General features: G+C 71.0%; 15 protein-coding genes, 2 tRNA genes and 1 other RNA gene. 13 read left to right on the top strand and 5 right to left on the bottom strand.

Translation table 11 applies throughout. The features are described 5' to 3' along the window. Positions 1 to 46: 46 nt before the first annotated feature. An RNA gene (gene ffs, locus JQS43_RS00900) (signal recognition particle sRNA small type) lies at positions 47 to 142 on the bottom strand. Positions 143 to 233: 91 nt separating this feature from the next. Here ffs and JQS43_RS00895 point away from each other — a divergent pair. Then, positions 234 to 318 (top strand) — tRNA-Ser (locus JQS43_RS00895). A gap of 259 nt (positions 319 to 577) precedes the next feature. Beyond that, a complete protein-coding gene (locus tag JQS43_RS00890; RefSeq protein WP_239677146.1) occupies positions 578 to 1,120 on the top strand; it encodes a hypothetical protein in 543 nt (180 codons plus the stop codon). Between the two features lie 19 nt (positions 1,121 to 1,139). Here the strand turns inward: JQS43_RS00890 and JQS43_RS00885 are convergent. Continuing rightward, positions 1,140 to 1,224, bottom strand: a tRNA-Ser gene (locus JQS43_RS00885). 88 nt (positions 1,225 to 1,312) lie between these two features. Between JQS43_RS00885 and deoD the strand changes: the two genes are divergently transcribed. The 4 genes from deoD (at position 1,313) to JQS43_RS00865 (ending at position 4,353) form a co-directional block, all read left to right on the top strand. Next, positions 1,313 to 2,020 (top strand): purine-nucleoside phosphorylase, encoded by a 708-nt coding sequence (deoD, locus tag JQS43_RS00880; protein ID WP_239677145.1) that lies wholly within the window; start codon positions 1,313 to 1,315, stop codon positions 2,018 to 2,020. Between the two features lie 110 nt (positions 2,021 to 2,130). After that, a complete protein-coding gene (locus JQS43_RS00875; RefSeq protein ID WP_239677144.1) occupies positions 2,131 to 2,868 on the top strand; it encodes a hypothetical protein in 738 nt (245 codons plus the stop codon). A 22-nt stretch (positions 2,869 to 2,890) separates the two neighbouring features. Continuing rightward, entirely contained in the window at positions 2,891 to 3,622 is a 732-nt protein-coding gene (locus tag JQS43_RS00870) for a phosphocholine cytidylyltransferase family protein (protein WP_239677143.1), read from the top strand. Then, positions 3,610 to 4,353 carry a CDP-alcohol phosphatidyltransferase family protein gene (locus JQS43_RS00865; RefSeq protein WP_239677142.1) on the top strand — a complete coding sequence of 248 codons (744 nt, stop codon included), beginning with the start codon at positions 3,610 to 3,612 and terminating at the stop codon, positions 4,351 to 4,353. Before JQS43_RS00870 ends, JQS43_RS00865 begins: the two co-directional genes overlap by 13 nt. Here the strand turns inward: JQS43_RS00865 and JQS43_RS00860 are convergent, their stop codons facing one another. Next, entirely contained in the window at positions 4,354 to 5,355 is a 1,002-nt protein-coding gene (locus tag JQS43_RS00860) for an AraC family transcriptional regulator (RefSeq protein ID WP_239677141.1), read from the bottom strand. 89 nt (positions 5,356 to 5,444) lie between these two features. Here JQS43_RS00860 and JQS43_RS00855 point away from each other — a divergent pair, with 89 nt between their 5' ends. From JQS43_RS00855 to JQS43_RS00845, 3 genes are all read left to right on the top strand, one after another. Continuing rightward, positions 5,445 to 6,302 carry an NAD(P)H-binding protein gene (locus tag JQS43_RS00855; protein WP_239677140.1) on the top strand — a complete coding sequence of 286 codons (858 nt, stop codon included), beginning with the start codon at positions 5,445 to 5,447 and terminating at the stop codon, positions 6,300 to 6,302. A gap of 15 nt (positions 6,303 to 6,317) precedes the next feature. Next, the gene (locus JQS43_RS00850; RefSeq protein ID WP_239677139.1) at positions 6,318 to 7,334 is read left to right on the top strand and encodes an NADP-dependent oxidoreductase; all 1,017 of its coding nucleotides are present in this window, start codon (positions 6,318 to 6,320) and stop codon (positions 7,332 to 7,334) included. Between the two features lie 998 nt (positions 7,335 to 8,332). After that, entirely contained in the window at positions 8,333 to 9,247 is a 915-nt protein-coding gene (locus JQS43_RS00845; RefSeq protein ID WP_239677138.1) for a hypothetical protein, read from the top strand. Between the two features lie 23 nt (positions 9,248 to 9,270). Here JQS43_RS00845 and JQS43_RS00840 read toward each other — a convergent pair whose 3' ends face one another. Both JQS43_RS00840 and JQS43_RS00835 read right to left on the bottom strand, forming a co-directional pair. Next, entirely contained in the window at positions 9,271 to 10,443 is a 1,173-nt protein-coding gene (locus JQS43_RS00840; RefSeq protein ID WP_239677137.1) for a glycosyltransferase, read from the bottom strand. Between the two features lie 24 nt (positions 10,444 to 10,467). After that, complete coding sequence (locus tag JQS43_RS00835) at positions 10,468 to 10,788, bottom strand: YrhK family protein (RefSeq protein ID WP_239677136.1); 321 nt, start codon at positions 10,786 to 10,788, stop codon at positions 10,468 to 10,470. A 52-nt stretch (positions 10,789 to 10,840) separates the two neighbouring features. On the opposite strand from JQS43_RS00835, the gene JQS43_RS00830 reads away from it, so the two are divergent. The 4 genes from JQS43_RS00830 to JQS43_RS00815 are packed head-to-tail and all read left to right on the top strand — an operon-like array spanning position 10,841 to position 15,870. After that, positions 10,841 to 11,698 (top strand): Fpg/Nei family DNA glycosylase, encoded by an 858-nt coding sequence (locus JQS43_RS00830; RefSeq protein ID WP_239677135.1) that lies wholly within the window; start codon positions 10,841 to 10,843, stop codon positions 11,696 to 11,698. A 27-nt stretch (positions 11,699 to 11,725) separates the two neighbouring features. Then, entirely contained in the window at positions 11,726 to 13,333 is a 1,608-nt protein-coding gene (locus tag JQS43_RS00825; protein WP_420847632.1) for a sugar transferase, read from the top strand. A 33-nt stretch (positions 13,334 to 13,366) separates the two neighbouring features. Further along, positions 13,367 to 14,155, top strand: coding sequence for an ABC transporter ATP-binding protein (locus JQS43_RS00820; RefSeq protein ID WP_239677133.1), 789 nt, complete (start codon positions 13,367 to 13,369; stop codon positions 14,153 to 14,155). Between the two features lie 14 nt (positions 14,156 to 14,169). Beyond that, the gene (locus JQS43_RS00815) at positions 14,170 to 15,870 is read left to right on the top strand and encodes an ABC transporter permease (RefSeq protein ID WP_239679588.1); all 1,701 of its coding nucleotides are present in this window, start codon (positions 14,170 to 14,172) and stop codon (positions 15,868 to 15,870) included. Positions 15,871 to 15,873: the final 3 nt, after the last annotated feature.

Raw genomic sequence — 15,873 nt, 5'->3', positions numbered from 1 at the left:
CACCGTACCTCTGCGCCCTGACCATCGGCGCACCACAGGGCAGGCACGAAAGGGCCCCTCGCGCACCCGCCAGAGCCTGTTTATCCTTGCTGCCTTCCGGCCCTGGGGAGGTTCACAGGGTGACGCCGCACGAGGGGCTGCGCCAACTCTACCCGGCCCGCCAGCGCGGGGGTCGCCGCCCCGACCCGGCGGGCCGGCGACCGCGGCTGAGGACGGTTGCTATCCTGGCCGGCGGAGGATTCGCCTAGTGGCCTAGGGCGCACGCTTGGAAAGCGTGTTGGGGGCAACCCCTCACGAGTTCGAATCTCGTATCCTCCGCGCTATATGCGCAGGCGAACGCCGGCCCGGTCTGTGACCGGGCCGGCGTTTCCGTTTCCACCCGCACCCTGGCCCCCGTGTTGGTTGGGCAGGGAGGGATCTTGCGTACGGGAATGTCGGAAATATCCGTACGCAAGATCCCTCCCTGCCCAACCAACATGCGCGTTGACCGTAGATTTCGTTGCCACGACGGCTTTCAGTGACAGAGAGTAGGGCGTAGGGTGGGCTCCCGTAGCTGAATACAGTGAGCAACGGGGAGATGACTATGCGGTATGCGCTACTCGTGGGAGTGGTGACAGCGGCGCTGACCGGCGGCGCCCTCGCCGGTTACGGCGCCCTCAACAACCCGGAATCCCAGGCCCAGGCCCAGGCCCACCCCGGCGACGAGGTCGTTACCTCGACCGGTCTTCCCGGCATCGAGGTCGGCGCCCCCCGCGTCGACCTGGTTCGGACCCAGGGCCTCGCGCAGGGCCCCGGTGACTGCGCCCCCCGGCTGCCGGAGCAACCAGCGGCCTCCCCGGTCTTCGACGACGACGAGTTGGTGCTGCTGTGGGCGAACCCCCCGCTGCACACCGCCGACGGTGTGGCGGTCGGCTCCCCGGTCGACGACGTCACCGCAAGCTACCCCGACGCCGAGGTGCTGACGGCGCCGGCGGAGACCTACCAGTTCGACGGGTTGCTGGTGCCGGTAGACGACCACGCGTACCTCTTCCTGCACGACGGCGAGCACGTACAGAAACTCATCGTCGGGTCGCAGGAGCATGCCCGGCAGCTGTTCAGCAACGGCTTCGGCACCTGTTAAAGGTGCCGAAGCCGGAGAGCGGTGGCGGCGGGATTCGAACCCGCGGAGGGAAGACCCTCACGCGCTTTCGAGGCGCGCTCCTTCGGCCGCTCGGACACGCCACCGCCGGCAAGGGTACCGCAGCGCCTCGGTGGCTGCCGCGGCCGGTGGGTGACCGGCAGGCCGGGCCTCGTCCTGGCATGATCGGGCAGCATGAGCGTGCATATCGGTGCCGAGCCAGGGCAGATCGCGCCGCGGGTGCTGCTGCCGGGTGATCCGCTGCGGGCGAAGTGGATCGCCGAGACCTACCTCGACGACCCGGTCTGCTACTCCACGGTCCGGAACATGCTCGGCTTCACCGGTCGCTACCGGGGGGTCGAGGTTTCGGTGCAGGGCACCGGGATGGGCATGCCCTCGGCCGCCATCTACGTCCAGGAGTTGCTGGCCGAGTACGGGGCGACCACGCTGATCCGGGTCGGTTCCTGCGGTGCGATCTCCGACGCGCTCGGGTTGCGCGATGTGGTGGCGGCGATCGGGTCGTCGACCGACTCGGCGATGAACCGGCTCCGCTTCGACGGGCTGATCGACTACGCCCCGGTAGCCGACTTCGAACTGCTCCGGACCGCCGTCGACGTCGCGGGCGAGCACGGGGTGGCGATGCGGGTCGGCCCGATCGTCGCCAGCGACCCGTTCTACCACCCGCGACCGGACCTCTATGACCGGTTGGCGGAGCACGGCACCCTCGCGGTGGAGATGGAGTCGGCGGCGTTGTACACGTTGGCGGCGAAGTTCCAGGCGCGGGCGCTGGCGATCCTGACCGTCAGCGATCACCTCAAGACCGGTGAGCACCTGCCGTCGGCGGACCGGGAACAGTCGTTCCACCAGATGGCGACGATCGGCTTGGAGACGGCAGTCCGCTAACCGCCACCGGCCAGACTGCCCGGCGATCATGGAGTTGGGGACCTGAAACGGCCCCGACCATGTCCCAAGGTCCATGATCGACCCGTTTGGGGTGGGGTTATTGTCGCCGGGTGACCGACTCTGTGGAGTTTCCACCCACCACCTTCGCCGCCCTCGCCGCCCCCGCCGTCGACCGGGCCTTCGTCAGCGGCATCCGCGCCCCCGGCCCGAAGGGCCGGGATGTCGTGATGGCGCACGGCGGCGCCGCCGCCGGCTTCCTGATCGACCTGCGTAACCCGCTCGCCGCCGGCCGGCGGCTCAGCCGGGACGAGTTGGCGGCCCTGAACCGCTACCGCGACCCAGCGGCGTTCCACGAGGGCCTCGCCGCCAGCGTCGCGCACGGCCTGCTCACCGAGGCGCCGGACGGTACGGTCGCCGCCACCGTCCCCGGCCATGCCTTCCTCCGGGACCTGTTCGCGCTGCACCGGGAGGCGCTAACCGCCCAATGGGGTGGACAGGAAGCCCGGATCGACCGGCTGAACGGCGCCCTCGCTCGTACCCTCGCCGCGGCGGCCCAGACCGGCGGCATCGCCTGGCGGGCGCAGGCCCCACCGTACGAGACCGATCAGACCCCGCCGGCCGTACGGTTGCTGAACCGGCTCTCCACGCTGCGGTGGCACCGGGCCGACGCCCACGCCGCCGCCTGGCAGGCGGCCGGGCTGACCGCCGACGAGATGGTGGCGTTGCCGCCCGGGCCGGCTCGGGACCAGATCGAGCAGGAGACCAACGCCCGCAACGCCGCCCCGTTCGCGGCCCTCTCGGCGGCCGAGCGGGTGACGATGCTGGCGGACCTGGCCGCGCTGCCGTAGCCGCCGGGAGTATCGTCGCCTGGTGATCGGACTGGTACTAGCGGCCGGCGCCGGGCGCCGCCTGCGCCCGTACACGGATACGCTGCCGAAGGCGCTGGTCCCGGTGGCTGGTGAGACGACGGTGCTCGACATCGCGCTCGGCAACCTCGCGCAGGTGGGGCTGACCGACGTGGTCGTGGTGGTCGGGTACGCGGCGGAGGCGGTCCGTATCCGCCAGGCAGACCTCGAGTCCCGGCACGGGGTGAGCCTGGAGCTGGTCGACAACGACCGGGCCGAGGAGTGGAACAACGCCTACTCGCTGTGGCTGGCCCGGGACCACTTCGCCGGTGGTGCGCTGTTGCTCAACGGGGACACCGTGCACCCGGTGAGCGTGGAGAAGACGCTGCTCGCGGCGCGCGACCCGCAGCTGCTGCTGGCGATCGACGACGCCAAGCAGCTCGCCGACGAGGAGATGAAGGTGCGCTTCGACGAGGGCGGCCAGCTGCACCGGATCCACAAGTCACTCGACCCTGGCACCGCCGACGGTGAGTACATCGGCGCGGCGGTGATCGAGCCGGCCGCCGCAGCCGGGCTCGCCGAGGCGTTGGCGGCGACCTGGCGGGACGATCCGAACCAGTACTACGAGGACGGGTTCCAGCGCTTCGCCGACCAGGGCGGCCAGGTGCGGGGCGCCCCGATCGGCGCGGTCGAGTGGGTGGAGGTCGACAACCACGCGGATCTGGCGCGGGCCCGGGAGATCGCATGCCGCTACTGACCGGCGTAGCGCCGGCGGCCGACCCGGCGGCCCGCCCCCGGCTTACCGACTACTACCGGGTCAACAAGGGTGGTGGCCTGTTCAGCGAGGCGACCGGCCAGTGGCTGGGGGCGGCGCTGGCCGCCGCCGGCCACCGGCTGGGCCTGGCCCCGACCGCGCTGACTCTCATCAATCTGGCGCTGGGGCTCGCCACCTCGGTCGCCGTGATACTGCTCGCCGGACCGGTGGCTGCGGGCACCGTCCCGGCCTGGCTGGTCGGGGTGGTGGCGCTGGTCGGATGGCAGCTGGCGTACGCGTTCGACTGCGCCGACGGGCAGCTGGCCCGGGCCACCGGGCAGACCAGTGTGGCGGGTGCGCGGACCGACATCCTGTGTGATGTGGCGTCGCAGATCGCGCTGGTGACCGCGATCGCGACGGTGGCGGTGGCGCAGCAACCGGCGACCCCGGTGTGGCTGGTGGCGGTTTTCGTCGGCGGTTGGATGGTCAACCTGGTCACCTCGGCGCTGCAGAGTGGACCGAATGCGGCCAGCATGGTGCCTTCCCGTTCGCTGCCGGTCCGGGTCGTGAAGCTGATCCGCGACCCGGGCGCGATCTTCTTCCTGGCCGCGCTGCTCCTGATCGTCGCCCCGGCGTTGATGGTGTGGTTCGTGGCGGCCTTCGCCGCGATCAACGGCGGCTTCCTGCTCGCCTCGATCGCCTTCGCCGCCCGCAGCACCACCCAAGCCGGTTGATCATGAACTTAGGGACATGACCGGCGCCTGCTGCGGTCCCTCACTCCATGATCGAGGCATCGATGTCCGGCGGAACCGGGCACGGTGCTCACTGGGCCGGACCCCGAACTCGCGGGTGAAGGCGACGCTGAGCGCATAACCGTTGGCGTACCCCACCTGCCGGGCGATCGCATCCACTGTGTACTCGGAACGCTCCAACAGGTCCGCCGCCTGACTCAGCCGCCACTGCGCGAGGTACGCCATGGGAGGCTGCCCGAGCACCTCCCGGAACCGGCGGGCGAAGGTTGCCCGCGACACCCCGGCCTCCCGGGCGAGCGAAGCCACCGACCACGGCCGCGAGGGCGTCTCGTGGATCAGCCGCAGCACCGGGCCGACCGACGGGTCGGTCGAAGCGCGGTACCAGGCGGGCGGGTGCGCCGCCGGCTGGGTGAACCACTCCCGCAGCGTCGAGAGCAACAGCAGATCCAACAACCGGTCCAGCACCGCCTGCTGGCCCGGGACCTCCCGGTCGATCTCGGCGACGGCCAGATCCAGCACGGGGCAGGGCTCGCCGCACTCCGGCACCACCAGCACCCGGGGCAGCGTCGACAACAGCCGCTGCGACACCGTGCCCTGCACCGGGTAGCCGCCGGCGAGCAGCACGTACGGCGCGTCCAACCCCTCCCCACAGGTGCGGCCACCCAGCCCCATCTGGTCGCTGACATCCCCGCCGTCGGCGGTGATGCACTGCCCCGGCCCCTGCACCGTATAGGTGAGCGGCGTCCCCGGCTCGTGGGTGACCGTGAACGGTTCCGGACCGACCACCACCGCCACGTCGTGAGCGTGCAGCCGGAGCGGTTCCGCCCCGTCCGGAATCAGCCAACCGTCCCCGCGCACCATCGTGAGCAGCGTCAGCGGGGCTCGATCCGCGAACCGCACCGCCCACGGGGCGTGGAGCAGGGTACGCCCGAACAGCGCCCCGGTCGACCGGACCTCGTGCAGCAGGCTTGCGAGCAGATCCATCCCCCGACGATAGACGATCTGACATCGAATTGAGCCGACGAGCCATTCGGGCGTCGCATTCTGCGAGATTTGCTGGCACCATGACAGAGATGACCAAGTCCGCCGACCCGGCCAGCCCACTGCTGGTCCTGGGCGGCACCGGCAAGACCGGCCGGCGGGTGGTGGCTGAGCTCACTGCCGCCGGCTGGCCGGTACGCACCGCCAGCCGCTCCGCGACCACCCGCTTCGACTGGCACGACCAGCGCACCTGGGAGCCGGCGGTGACCGGCGCCAGCGGGGTCTACCTGGTGCTCGACGACGCCGACGACGGCAGCGCGCTGCGCAGCTTCGTGGCGCTGGCGACCGCTCGCGGCGTCCGCCGGCTGGTGCTCCTCTCCTCTCGGGAGGGCCGGGATCTGGCATTCGAGGGGTCGCTCGCAGCCGAGCGGACGGTCCAGGAGTCTGGCGTCGAGTGGACCATCCTCCGGCCGGTCTGGTTCGCCCAGAACTTCAGCGAAGAGCCGTTCCTGAGCAGCGGAGTGGCCGGCGGCGACGTCGCCTACTCCAGTGGCGACGGCGCCCACCCATTCATCGACGCCACCGACATCGCCCAGGTCGCCGCGGCGGCGCTGACCCGGCCGGGCCATGCCGGGCAGACCTACGAACTCTCCGGGCCCCGGGCGCTGACCATCCCGGAGGCGGTCGCGGAGATCGCGGCGGCCACCGGCCGGGAGCTTCGCACCCGGCCGCTCACCCCGGAGGAGCACGTCGAGCACCTGGTGGCGCAGGGCTACTACCCTCGCGCCACGGCTGAGACAGTAGGTGGGCTGTTCGCCTTCATCCGGGCCGGTCACGACGCGTACCTCTCGGACGGGGTTCGCCGGGCACTCGGCCGGGAACCTCGGGACTTCACCGAATACGTCAAGGCCACCGCCGCCAACGGCGGCTGGCGCCACGCCGCCAACTGAGAGCGAGTGTCAAGCATGTCGCAACAACTGACCAGCCGGGAGATCCGGCTCGCGGCCCGGCCGGTGGGAGAGCCCACCGTGGACAACTTCGCGATGGCCACGGTTCCGGTGCCGGAGTTGACCGACGGCCAGCTCCTGGTCCGGAACACCTGGATGTCGGTCGACCCGTACATGCGGGGTCGAATGGACGACCGAGAGTCCTACATCCCGCCGTTCGAGCTGGACGCCCCGCTGGACGGTGGCGCGGTGGGCGAGGTCGTGGCCTCGCGGGCGGCGACGATCCCCGTGGGCGCGACCGTCTCGCACTTGCTCGGCTGGCGGGAGTACGCGGTGGTGGATGCCGATGGGGCGACGGTGGTCGACGCCGAGGCGGCGCCCGCGCAGGCGTACCTGGGAGTGTTGGGCATGCCTGGGCTGACCGCCTACGCCTCGCTGACCGACACCGCCCCGGTACGCGAGGGAGACGTAGTCTTCATCTCGGCGGCGGCCGGAGCGGTCGGCAGCGTCGCCGGGCAGATCGCCCGGCAGCTCGGCGCCTCCCGGGTCATTGGCTCCGCCGGCGGCCCGGCGAAGGCGGCGAAGCTTACTGAGCAATTCGGCTACGACACGGCGATCGACTATCGGGAGGGCGACATCGCCGGGCAGCTCGCCGCGGCGGCGCCGGACGGGATCGACGTCTACTTCGACAATGTCGGAGGCGAGACCCTGGCCGCGGCGCTCGACGCGGCACGGGTAGGCGCCCGGTTCGCGCTGGTCGGTGCGATAAGCGTCTACAACGCGACCGAGCCGGTACCCGGCCCCAGCAATCTCTTCCTGGCAGTCTCGAAGCGGCTAACGCTGCGCGGGATGCTGGTGCTGGACCACTACGGCCGGTTCCCGGAGTATCTCGGCAAGGCGGCCGGCTGGCTCGCCGAAGGCTCGGTGCGCACCGAAGAGACGGTCTATCACGGACTTGAGCGGGCGCCCGAGGCCTTCCTCGGGGTGCTGCGCGGCGAGAACATCGGCAAGATGCTCGTGCGACTGAGCGACTGAGCGACTGAGCGGCTGAGCGGCTGAGCGGCTGAGCGGCTGAGCGGCTGAGCGGCTGAGCGGCTGGGCGACTGCCGGGCCCGGCCCGGCTGACCCCGCGGGTAGCGCGCCTCACGCCGCCTGGTGGGTTGAGTGGCGCCCGACTTGCTAGGTTCAATAGGATATGCGAACCTAGTGGATCACCACTCAACCCACCAGGGAGCCGTGGCTCCTGAACGGGGAGCGTCCGCAAAGGAACTTCGGATCATCCCGCGTGGACGTGTCCGCGGCCGGGCCCTCGACGGTGGGCTGCGGCGTCTCGCGGCCGCGCGGCCGGGTTGCAGCGCCGAGCTGAAGATCCAGACCCGGCAGCTGTACGACACGCGGCGGGCCATGCAGCTGCCGGGTAGTTGATCAACTAACTCAGGATCGCACTCCGGAATGACAGACCTAGCTGCCGTCGAGTGGGCCGGCAGCCTGGGTAGCAGCGCATCGGCGCCCGTAGTCCACCGCCTCCTCGCTGCTCACAGCCGTTGCTTAACCAGCAAAGTCGGATACGACTCGGCGGGCAGATCGTCTCACCCGACTTGGTGGGTCGAGTGGCGCCAGGTTTGCCAGTATCAGCTTGGTTTGTCGCCGTAGTGGATCACCACTCAGCCGACCAAGCGGGCGCGAGTCAGCCGGCGGCAGCGAGCCAACCGCTCTTGCAGCACCGCCTGAGCTGCGGCGACGCAGGATGAGCAACCGGCGGGAACCCAACGGAGTCAGTAGTGCCCACCAACCGGACACGTGATCGCGCAGGACGCGCGGCACCGGGCGGAGTGGCGCGGGGATGGACCCGACCCGGGCCGGGACCGTTGCGGCACCGGGCGGACGACCTCCACGGCCTGGGCGACGACCGCGTCGCCGGAGCCGTTCGGGCGATGACCGATTTGGATCCGATTAGTATGGATTGGGATTGAGATCACCTTCGCAAGCCCCAAGACCACCGGGACTAGCGCGCCGAATCTACTGTGGCCGCCATGCCGAGCGCAGCACATGAGTCGCCAGTGGCCCTGGCGAAACTGGATCCGGACCTGGTGGCCTGGCTGCTCACGAACGTCTTCGACGTCAAGGTTCCGGACTATCACCACACCCGGACTCAGGCGACGGATGTACGGGTGTTGGTGCCGCGCACCTATCACGCGGACGGCATGTTGCTCTACTGCGACCCGGCCGACCACGCGCTGCTCGCGGTGGTGCTGGAGGTGCAGCGGGGCTGGGACAAAAGCAAGCGGCGCACCTGGAAGCTCTATGTGGCGCAGCTGGAGGCCGAGCTGGACGTCAGCGCCGGGCTGGTGGTCTACTGCCCCGACCCGGCGATCGCGCGCCGCTACCGCGATCTGTTCGAGCACGACGGGCTGAGCCTCAGCTTACGCCCGATGATCTTCACTCCTCGCGATGTGCCGCTCGTGGTCGACCCTGAGCTGGCGCGCGGCAACCCGGCGCTCGCGGTGCTCTCCGCGATCTGCCACGGCGAAGACTCCGACGTGGAGGAGACCTTCCCGGCGTTGGCGGAGGCGCTTCGTTTCCTCGGCCCCAAGCAAGCAATCTTGTACTATGACGTTGTATTGGCCGGTTTGCCGGCGCCGGTCCGGGCTCGCTGGGAGGCGTTCATGACCACCATCGTCGACCACGAATTCCGCAGCGAGCTGTTCCGGGAGATCGCGGAGCAGAACCGCAGACTGGGTGAGGAGCTTGGTGAGGCCCGCGGCGAGGCCCGTGGCGAGGCCCGTGGTGAGGCCCGGGCGGTGCTGGGGGTGCTTGAGGCGCGTGGGGTCGCGGTCCCGGTCGGGGTCCGGGAGCGCATCCTCGGCTGCACCGACCTCGCTCAGCTCGACAGTTGGCTCCGGCGCGCGCTCACCGCTACCACCGCCCAAGAAGTCGTCGGCGAGTAGCCACCCCCGGGTGATCGAGTCGGTCAGGCAACCGAGCGCCGGCTAGCCCGCAGGTTCTCGTAGACCTCCAGCAGTTGGCCGGTGACGACGTCGGGGTGGAAGGTCGACTCGTACCGGGCCCGGGCAGCCTCCGCCCGGACCGCCGCCTCGGTGCGGGCGGTCGGCAGCGCCGCGGCGAGCGCGGCGGGCTCGGCCGGGGCGATCCAGCCCGCGTCACCCACCAGATAGGGCACCCCGCCGAGGTCGGTGCCGAGGATCGGCCGGCCGGCGGCGAGCGCCTCGATCACCACAGTGGGGAGGACATCGTGCCAGCGGGGCGCCACGATCACCGCCGCGCTGGCGGCGAGCGCCGACCGCACCCCGGCCGGGTCGAGTACGCCGAGGTAGTCGATGTCCGCCCGGGCGGCGGCGGCCGCCTCGGCGAGCCCCCGTTGCTCGCCGTCGCCGGCGATTCGTAGCGTGCCTAGCGCCCCGTCGGGGTGCCGCTGCCAGCCGTCGAGCACCAGGCTGAGCCCCTTCTCCGGGGAGAGCCGGCCGGCGGCGAAGAGGAACCCGTCCCCCGGCGGGGCGGGTGGGCCGGGGTCCGGGATCGAGTTCGGCTTCACCACGATCCGCTCGGCCGGGATGCCGTACCCGCGGAGGTGTTCGGCGATCGCGTCGGTGAGGGCCAGGTACCGGTCGACCGACCGCCAGGTCGGGCGGTGCAGGGTGAGCGTCGCCGCCATCAGTGCGCTCTGCGCCGCCGACCCCCGGTAGCACTTGTGCCGCACCGCGGGTAGGCCGAGCCGGGTGCCGCGGCAGTCCTGGCAGACCTGGCCGTCGCGGAAGTAGATGCCGGAGGCGCAGACCTGCCGGTAATTGTGCACCGTGTGCACCACCGGTACGCCGTACCGGTGGGCGGTCCGGACCAGCCACGGCGACAGCAGCGGGTACGGGTTGTGTAGGTGCAGCACGTCGGGCCGGTGGTCGCGCAGCAGCTGGGCGAGGTCGCGTTGCGCGCCCGGGTTCCACAGCGGCGAGATCGGCAGCAGCAGTTTGCCCGTCGCCGGCAGCGCGGGGATGTCGTCGGAGCTGCGCAGGAACGGCAGCACCTCGACCCCGGCGCCGGCGAGCTGCTCGATCTCGATGTCGACGATCCGGTTCTCGCCGGACGGCGCGGCGGTGCGGTAACGGTTGTGGGCGACGACCACCTTCACGGCGCCGACGGTACGCGGTTCGGCTCAGAAGTCGTGGCTCGACCCCATCAGCACGCTCGTCGGCGAGTTGGTGATCCGCTGCAGGTGCAGATTCCGGGTGAGTCGGATGATCGGCCGGATCAGCAGCTGGATGCTGCCGATGAGGAACAGCCAGATCCCGGCGGTTTCGGTGGCGGTGTAGAAGAAGAAGACGCTACCGACGGCGAACCAGACCCCGATCATCATGTCGTTGACGATGCTCAACACTTCGTATCGGCGCCGGATGACCAGTTCGTGGTGGCCGACCCGAAATGTTACCGGACTGTTGCCACTTCCCCCAGTGCCCTTAGGGTCACGTTCCGCCATATCTGAGAGTGTGCCCCACCGGACGCCGCCGCGGAGCAGTACCGTGGCAGGCGTGCCAGAGTTGCCGGAAGTTGAGGCGCTCGCCGCCTACCTGCGCGACCGTGCCGCCGGCCGGACCATTGTCCAGCTGCAGGTGGTGGCGGTCAGCGCGTTGAAGACCTACGATCCGCCGGTGACCGCGGCGGCGGATCGGACGGTGGTGACCGCCGGTCGCCACGGCAAGTTCCTGGACCTGACCCTGGATCCGCCGCTGCACCTGGTCGTTCACCTGGCGCGGGCTGGTTGGCTGCACTACCGGGAGTCGCTCGCCGCCGGCCCGCTGAAGCCGGGGCGGGGGCCGGTAGCGGTCCGGGTCCGGTTCGACGACGGCTCCGGGTTCGACCTGACGGAGGCGGGGACGAACAAACGGTTGGCGATGTATCTGGTCGAGGATCCGATGCAGGTGCCCGGGGTGGCCCGGCTCGGGCCGGACCCGCTGACCGTCGATCGGGATACCTTCGCCGAGCGCTTGCGCAGCCGCAACGGTCAGGTGAAGGGGGTGCTCACCAGCCAGGAGGTCATCGCCGGGATCGGCAACGCCTACTCGGACGAGATCCTCCACGCGGCGCGGCTCTCCCCGTTCGCGCTTACTGGCCGGCTCACCGACGAGCAGCTGACCCGGCTCTACGAGGCGACCGGCCGGGTGCTGACCGAAGCGGTGACCCGGTCGGTGGGGCAACGAGCGGCCACGCTAAAAGCCGAGAAACGCTCGGGATTGTCCGTGCACGCCCGCACCGGCCTGCCCTGCCCCAGCTGCGGCGACACCATTCGGGAAGTGTCGTTCGCCGATACCAGCCTGCAATACTGCCCAGGCTGTCAGACTGGAGGCAGACCGCTGGCTGATCGACGGCTGTCCCGCCTCGTGCGCTGATTCCTAAGTCGTAGACTCCCTGTCGACATGACGACAGTTCAGCGCCCAGCCGCCCCAACCCGCCGGAGCCGCAGCGAGGTGGACAACCGTAGCGAGGTGGCTACTTCCAGGAGCGGGGAAGCCGTGCCCGACCCGAAGAGCTTCGAGATCGCCCCGCAGCCGGCGGTCCATGTCAACGGCGGCGTCCCGCGCAACTCCTGGCGGCGGCGGCGGCGCGCGTCCCGTTGGCACCGGCCGTATATCGCGGCGCTGCTGGCGCTGGACTGGGCCGCGGTAGCGCTGGCGAGCTGGCTCGCGATCGCCGCCTTCGACCAGGCTGACGCAGGTTTCCGTACCGACGGTGCGGACGAGTGGTTCTATCCGACCGCCTACATCCTGCTGCCGTTGGGCTGGTGGATGCTGCTCTGGGCGAACGGCGCCTACGACCGGCGACATCTCGGGCTCGGCACCGAGGAGTACAAACGCGTCTCCCGGGCGACGGTAGCGATCGCCGCCACGGTCTCGTTCATCGCCTTCGCTACCAAGACCGAGCTGTCGCGGTTGTCGGTCGCGACCGCAGTAATTGCAGCGTTCATCTTCATCCTGCTCGGCCGCACGCTGGCCCGCCGGACGCTGCACGTGCTGCGGCGGCGGCGCGGCAGCGCCACCCACCGCACTCTGCTGGTGGGCACCCTGCCGGAGGCGATGGAGATCTGCACCGCGGTCGCCCGGACCCCGGCGGCCGGGCTGGTGCCGGTGGGGATCCAGCTGACCGAGGGGTACAGCGCCGCCCGTGGCCTGCTCACACCGGTGCCGGTCCACCCGGCCCGGGGAGATGTGCTGCCGCTAGTCCGGGAGTTGGGGGCAGACACGATCGCGGTCTGCGGCTCGGTGAGCGTCGAACCGGGCGAGCTGCGCAAGCTCGCCTGGCAGCTGGAGGGCAGCGGGGTCGATCTGGTGGTGGCGCCGCAGCTGACCGACATCGCCGGGCCGCGGGTGCACATCCGGCCGATCGAAGGGCTGCCGCTGCTGCACGTGGAGGAGCCCACCCTCTCCGGTATGGCCTGGCTGGGCAAGAACATGCTCGACCGGGTGGCCGCCGCGCTGGGGCTGCTGGTGTTGACCCCGCTGTTCGCGGCGATCGCGGTCGGGATCAAGCTCTCGGACCGGGGGCCGGCGTTCTTCCGGCAGACCCGGGTGGGCCACGAGGGGCGGACCTTCCGGGTGTGGAAGTTCCGAACCATGTACATCGACGCCGAGGAGCGGCGGGCGGCGCTGCTGGATCAGAACGAGTCCGACGGGCAGCTGTTCAAGATCCGTAACGACCCGCGGATCTTCCCATTCGGGCGACTCTTGCGCGCCAGCTCGCTGGACGAGCTGCCGCAGCTAATCAACGTGCTGAAGGGCGAGATGTCGTTGGTCGGGCCGCGGCCGTTGCCGGCCGACGACGGGGACTACCTCGGCGATGTCCGGCGGCGGCTGTTGGTGCGCCCGGGCATCACCGGGCTGTGGCAGGTATCCGGCCGCTCCGACCTGTCGTGGGACGAGGCGGTCCGCCTCGATCTCTACTATGTAGACAACTGGTCGCTCGCCTACGACCTGCACATCCTGTGGCGCACGATCGGGGTGGTGACCGCCCGGAAGGGCGCCTACTGAGCTTGCTGCCTGCTCCCGCCTACAATCGGGGCCGTGCCCGACGAGACCGAACTTCACGACGAGCCCTCGGCCCCCGGCCCGGCGCTGGCGGTCCGGGGCCTCTACAAGGCCTTCGACGCCAAGGTCGCGGTGGCGGGGGTGGATCTGACCGTGCCGGCAGGCTCCTTCTTCGGCCTGCTCGGCCCCAACGGCGCCGGCAAGACCACCACCCTGTCGATGGCGGTGGGCCTACTCCGCCCGGACGCGGGCCGGGCGTGGGTGCTCGGTCACGACGTGTGGGCCGATCCGGTCCTCGCCAAGGCGCAGTTCGGGGCGCTACCGGACGGAGTCCGCCTCTTCGACCGGCTCTCTGGGCCGGAGCTGCTGGCCTACACCGGCCTGCTGCGCGGCATGGATCCGGCGGTGGTCGACCAGCGGGCGGCGGAGCTGCTCGACGTGTTGACGCTCACCGAGGCCGGCCGGACCCTGGTCGTCGACTACTCGGCCGGGATGAAAAAGAAGATCGGACTGGCCTGTGCGCTGCTGCACGCGCCGCGGCTGTTGGTGCTCGACGAGCCGTTCGAGGCCGTCGACCCGGTCAGCGGTGCGCTGATCCGAGACATCCTCAGCCGGTACGTCGCCGGCGGCGGCACGGTCGTCTTCTCCAGCCATGTGATGGAGGTGGTGGAGCGGCTCTGCAGCCACGTCGCGATCCTCGACGCCGGCACGATCAAGGCAGTCGGCGCGGTCGACGAGGTCCGGGCCGGTCGGCGACTGGAGGAGGTCTTCGTCGAGGCGGTGGGCGGGCGCACCGCGACCGGGGATGAGCTCGCGTGGCTGTGACCCCGCAGCCGCCCCTGACCGCGGCTGGCCGGGCCGCGGCCGGCCCGGCGACCGCACCGCCACCGCGGCGGGTCTCGGTCGGCGCCTTCGCCCGGCTCAAGCTCCGGATGCTCGGCAACGGGCTGCAGGGCAGCACCGGCCGGGTGCTGTCTTTCCTCGGCGGGATGATCCTGGCGGTGCTGTGGGCGTTCGCCGGCTTCATGATCTTTGTTGCGAGCAGCGCCGGCGACGCCCAGATCCGGCTGCTGGTCGCCGCGTTCGCCGGGGCGATCCTGACGCTCGGTTCGATGCTGCTGCCGTTGATCTGGTTCGGCATCGACGACACGCTCGACCCGGCCCGGTTCGCGCTGCTCCCGCTACGCCGCCGGCAGCTCGTGGCGGGCCTGTTCACCGCCGCGCTGGTGAGCGTCCCGGCGGCGGCCACCCTGGTCGCCACGCTCGGCCTGGTGGTGCCGGCCGCCGCCCACGGCGGTGTGGTCGGCGCGCTGGGGCAGCTGCTGGGCGTGCTCTGTGGCCTGCTCGTCTGCGTCGCCGCCAGCCGCGCCGTCACCAGCGCGTTCGCCACCATGCTGCGGTCGCGCCGGGTCCGGGACCTGGCCGGGATTCTGCTCGCCGGGGTGGCCGCGCTGCTGGCCCCGATGCAGTTCCTGGCGATGTCCGCGGCCCGGGAGGCCGATTGGGACCGGGTCGCCGCCGTCGCCCAGGTTATCGGCTGGACGCCGCTCGCCGCGCCGTACACGGTGGGGGTGGAGCTGTCGGAGGGAGCGGCCGGGGCGGCGCTCGCGAAGCTGCTGATCGGGGTGGCGACCCTGGCGGCGCTGCTCTGGTGGTGGTCGCGCAGCCTGGAGTCGGCGCTGGTCGGCGCGGCCCACAGCAGCGGCCCCGCCCGCGCGGACCGGGCTGCCGTCGGTGGCGCGGTCGGGCAGTTGTTGCCCCGCTGGTTGCCCGGCCTACCCGCGCAGCCGGCCGGCGCACTGATCGCCAAAGAGGTTCGCTACTGGTGGCGGGACGCCAAGCGGCGAGCGAACCTGATCACGATCGCGGTGATCGGCGTACTGGTGCCGGTGATGGTCACCGCCGGCTCGCGGGTCATCGTCGACGCCGAGGGTGAGCCGCTGGCCGTCGCCACGTCGCCGATGGCGGACCTGTTCAGCATGCTGCTGGTCGCGGCCTTCGCCGCCTCGGTCTTGGCCAACCAGTTCGGGTTCGACGGCACCGCGTACGCGGCACAGTTGACCACCGGCGTCAGCGGCCGGCTGGAGCTGCGGGCCCGGGCGCTCGGCCACGCCCTGCTGATGGTGCCGTTGCTGCTGCTGGTGGGGGTGTTTCTGGCGGTGCTGCGCGGAGAGGCCACCACCGCGCTGGCGGCCTGGGGGGTGCTGCTCGCCGGGTACGGCACCGGGCTGGCGATCAACACGCTGCTCTCGGTGCTGGCGCCGTACGCGCTGCCAGAGGGGTCGAACCCGTTCGCCACCGCGACCGGGGCCGGGCTGTCCAAGAGCATGCTGGCGCTGGTGGCGATCGTCGCCGCCGGGGTGGTGACCGCTCCGATCCTGCTCGCCGCCGCGCTACTGGGGGACGCTTGGCCGTGGCTGGCGGTCCCGCTCGGCGCTGGCTACGGCCTCGGCCTGGCCGCGCTCGGCTGCTACCTGGCGGGCGACATCATCGACCGCCGTGGCCCGTGGCTGCTGCGGTCGGTCAGCCCGCGGCAATGATCT

The organism is Natronosporangium hydrolyticum (assembly GCF_016925615.1).
Classification (GTDB): Bacteria; Actinomycetota; Actinomycetes; order Mycobacteriales; family Micromonosporaceae; genus Natronosporangium; species Natronosporangium hydrolyticum.
This window is presented reverse-complemented; position numbering and strand designations above follow the sequence as displayed.